This window comes from Anaerosporobacter sp., from assembly GCF_031551385.1.
Lineage (GTDB): Bacteria > Bacillota > Clostridia > Lachnospirales > Lachnospiraceae > Anaerosporobacter.
Genome location: NZ_JAVBNS010000165.1, coordinates 1 through 4,112, shown reverse-complemented (window position 1 = coordinate 4,112; position 4,112 = coordinate 1). Strand labels below are relative to the sequence as shown.

Genomic DNA, 4,112 nt, shown 5'->3' with positions numbered 1-4,112 from the left:
TAACTCAACTTTTTTAAATGTGACCATAATTACTCCTTCTTTTGTTATACCTATTTACAAAATTCTCCACCATGAAGATTCCCTGTTTTTTATACCATATTATCTATTATATTCTCCAACTTCTAAATGAATCATTCTATGATTCATTTTCCATTTAATAACCATACCTTTCTCAGAATACTATACATTGATACTTATCAATGTATAGTATATGTAAAGCAACAATGCTTGTCAACTAGATTCTATTTTTTATTCCTGTTTTTTTCTACAAATAGTGACACTCTTCATCTACTTTTGCATATACATATACTATAAAATACTCTTAAAGGAATGAATTATTATGTGTGGTTTATTTGGTTGTTTTAATAATTGTGGCTTTAATTGTTGGAATAATAATTGCAACAACAATCGCTGTGGCTGTAACAACTCTAATTGCGGATGTAACTCTGACAGATCTAGCTGTGATAGCTGGAATAGCTGTGAAAGCTGGAATAGTTGGAATCGCTGCAGTTGTGATAAGAACAGATGTGGCTGTAACCGTTGTGGTCGCAACTGTCGCTAAAACTAGTTCTGATTTCTTCTTATATACATTTTTCAATTCCAAGAAAAACGATATCTACCAATTGAAAAGTTCTCCACAATACAAGCATTCGAATAATCATTTTCAACGGTTGTTCGAATGCCTTTTCTTGCCTTTAAACTTAATATTATTAGGATTTTTCGATTTACATAGGCAGCAACAATCAATCTTTTATTTTACACATATAATACTATGATTATATTTCAGAGGTAACTTACAATGTGTGGAATAGCGGGATTTTGTAATTTTGATGTTGATTATAATACGAATCAAGATAAATATCGTAACATACTAGAAAATATGTCTGACACTTTATACAATAGAGGACCTGATGAACATGGTCATTACCTGTCAGAACACTTCGGATTGGCTCATGCAAGACTCTCTATCATTGACTTAGCAAACGGGAAACAACCTATGTATCGTAGTGTAGACGGATACACCTACGTCATTTGCTATAATGGTGAACTCTATAATTCTGCCGAACTTAGATCTGATTTAACCCAAAAAGGATGGCGATTCCAAACCTCCTCAGATACCGAAGTGATTCTTCTTGGTCATATTGAATATGGCACTTCCTTTGTTGAAAAATTGAATGGCATCTTTGCCTATGCATTTCTTAATGAGAAAGAAGGGCAAATATCTCTATACCGAGATCGTAGTGGTATCAAGCCTCTCTTCTACACTGTATTTCAAGATACCTTGCTTTTTGGTTCTGAATTAAAAGCTATCTTTTCCTATCCTGATTACCAACCTCGTGTTGATAAAAATGGACTTAACGAAATATTTAGTATTGGCCCTGCGAAAACTAGCGGTTGTGGCATATTCAAAGATATGTCTGAGATTTTGCCTGGCCATTATCTAATGTACCAAAAGCATTCTATGAAACTTCATTGCTATTGGAAACTAATCAGCACGCCACATACAGATTCTTACGAAGAAACCGTTGAGAAAACTCGTTTTCTTGTAACTGACTCCATTTCACGTCAAATGGTTTCCGATGTCCCCATCTGTACATTCCTATCTGGCGGTATTGACAGCAGTCTTGTCTCCGCAGTTTGTGCAAATGAATTAAAAAAGCAAGGAAAACAGCTTCAAACCTATTCCTTTGATTTCGTTAATAATGATAAATACTTTAAATCCAATCCATTTCAGCCTTCCAGTGACAAACCCTATGTTGCCAAGATGGTTGAATTCCTAGATAGTAAACATACGTATCTGGAATGTGATAATTATTCCATGGCTGATTGCCTCTATGAATCCGTTGATGCAAGAGACCTCCCAGCAATGGCAGATGTTGACTCTTCTATGTTACATTTTTGCCACCAAGTAAAGCAATACAATAAAGTTACACTAACGGGAGAATGCGCAGATGAAATATTCGGTGGCTACCCTTGGTTTCATAAAGAGGAATGCTTCCATGCTGCTACATTTCCTTGGTCCATGGATATTGATGCACGTAAAACATTACTATCCGATTCCTTTCTTTCTGAACTACACATGGATGAGTATATTCATGCTACTTATGATGCTTCTATTGCTGAAACTCCAAGACTTGCTGAGGATTCCCCTACAGAAGCCAGAAGACGTGAAATCTCTTATCTTAACCTTAGATGGTTTATGCAAACGCTACTAGACCGTATGGATAGAACGAGTATGTACTCTGGATTAGAAGCTCGTGTTCCTTTTGCAGATCACCGAATTATCGAATATGTATGGAATGTTCCTTGGGCCATTAAATACAAAGGCAACACAGTCAAACATCTTCTTCGTGAATCAGCAAGAGGGCTTTTACCCGATGAAATTCTATTTCGCAGAAAGAGCCCTTATCCCAAAACATATGACCCTGCATATGAACAATTATTACAGCAACGCTTTACCGACATTATCGAGACCCCTTCCTCTCCAATCTTAACGTTTCTTGACAAGAAAAAAGCATATCAATTCCTTCATAGTCCTTCTGACTATGGTAAACCATGGTATGGGCAGTTAATGGCTGGGCCTCAGATGATTGCGTATATGATACAGATTAACTATTGGTTGGAGAAGTATCATATTGAGGTTTTGTAAATTAGCGAATCATTAAGGTACGATTTTAGTGACTATTCAAGAATATATCTATGTCAAAAGTATACGATTTTTAATCTTAGAAGATAAATTAAGGGTCAAAGTAACATCGCTAAAAAGCATATTACTTCAACCCTTATCTTTTCGTTTACTCTTTATTTACTATCGCCATACACTCTTTCTTATAAAAGCTAATACCATAATAAAGAAATTTTCGATATCCTTCTTTATAAAGCTCCGCCTTGTAATTATTTCTTTTAATAATCCAAGCAAGAAACCATGATAGTAATTCTCTGCATAACCAAAGAAACTACAATATTATTGGAAGATGTATTTGACCAATATGGTGCTGGCATTGCATTCTTATTCCCAGTTAGTACTGCAAGTAGCTTGCAAGTCTCAGATTACTATGTTATTATAAAATCAAAAGACCAAAGGAGAAATATTATGTGGTATATTCGTATTCGCTAAAACACAACAATTTCATAGCAGCACTGTCTTAATGATAGTGGGCTATTTTTGTTGTGCCTTTTTAGTTTGAATACGTTTTTTTGTTGTACATAAATATATGTACAACAAAGTTCTGCTTTCAATTCTAAATCTCCGGCCAGTAGTCCACTTTGTTGGACTGCTGGCTTATTTTTATGTAACTTTTTATTAAAAACTATACATTTAAATTGAATCGGAGGTTATTACTATGGGACTTATTTTAAAAGCTAATAATATTAATATAGAATATTCTGGACGCGAGATTTTGAATATTGATGAATTGGAACTATATTCTTATGACCGTATTGGACTTGTCGGCAACAATGGAACAGGAAAAAGTACACTATTCCAAGTGCTTTCTGGCGAAATTTCTTCAAGCAGTTGCCCATTACAACGTTTTGGTGAATTTGCATATATAAAACAATTAGAAGACATTATGCTAGACAAAGTTGATGATTATGGTATGTTATCACGTTTGAATGTTTCGGATATACAAGAAGAAACTATGAGTGGTGGTGAAGAAACTCGTGTTAAAATCGCTGCTGCACTCTCTCAACAAGTCCATGCCATTTTTGCTGACGAACCAACTTGTCACCTTGACCAAGCAGGCACTGAATTACTTATCGAGCAACTAAAATATTTTAACGGTGCCCTTATCGTCATAAGCCATGATCGGTATTTTCTTGACCATGTTGTCGATAAAATATGGGAACTTGATAATGGTAAAATCACCGAATACTGGGGCAATTATTCTGATTATACAAATCAAAAAAAGGAAATACGAAAGCACCAGGAAATACAGTATGAACATTTTATCTACGAACGTGAAAAATTAGAATCAGCTATAAATGAAAAGCGTAAGCAAGCTAGTACTATTGATAATAAACAAAAAGGACAAAAATCCAAAAATTCTAACGAAAACGCTGGACGTTTAGGTCATCAAAAAAGTACAGGAAGCAAACAGAAAAAATTATAT

General features: G+C 34.8%; 3 protein-coding genes. 2 read left to right on the top strand and 1 reads right to left on the bottom strand.

The annotated features are described in order from the left end of the window. Positions 1–349 precede the first annotated feature (349 nt). A complete protein-coding gene (locus tag RMR19_RS13490; protein WP_310604015.1) occupies positions 350–604 on the bottom strand; it encodes a hypothetical protein in 255 nt (84 codons plus the stop codon). Positions 605–799: 195 nt separating this feature from the next. Between RMR19_RS13490 and asnB the strand changes: the two genes are divergently transcribed. Together asnB and RMR19_RS13480 are read left to right on the top strand one after the other, a co-directional pair. After that, on the top strand, positions 800–2,650 hold the full coding sequence (gene asnB, locus RMR19_RS13485) for an asparagine synthase (glutamine-hydrolyzing) (RefSeq protein ID WP_310604014.1): 1,851 nt from the start codon (positions 800–802) through the stop codon (positions 2,648–2,650). Between the two features lie 694 nt (positions 2,651–3,344). Beyond that, positions 3,345–4,112, top strand: a 768-nt coding sequence (locus RMR19_RS13480) for an ATP-binding cassette domain-containing protein (RefSeq protein ID WP_310604013.1), incomplete at its 3' end; no start/stop codon positions are given.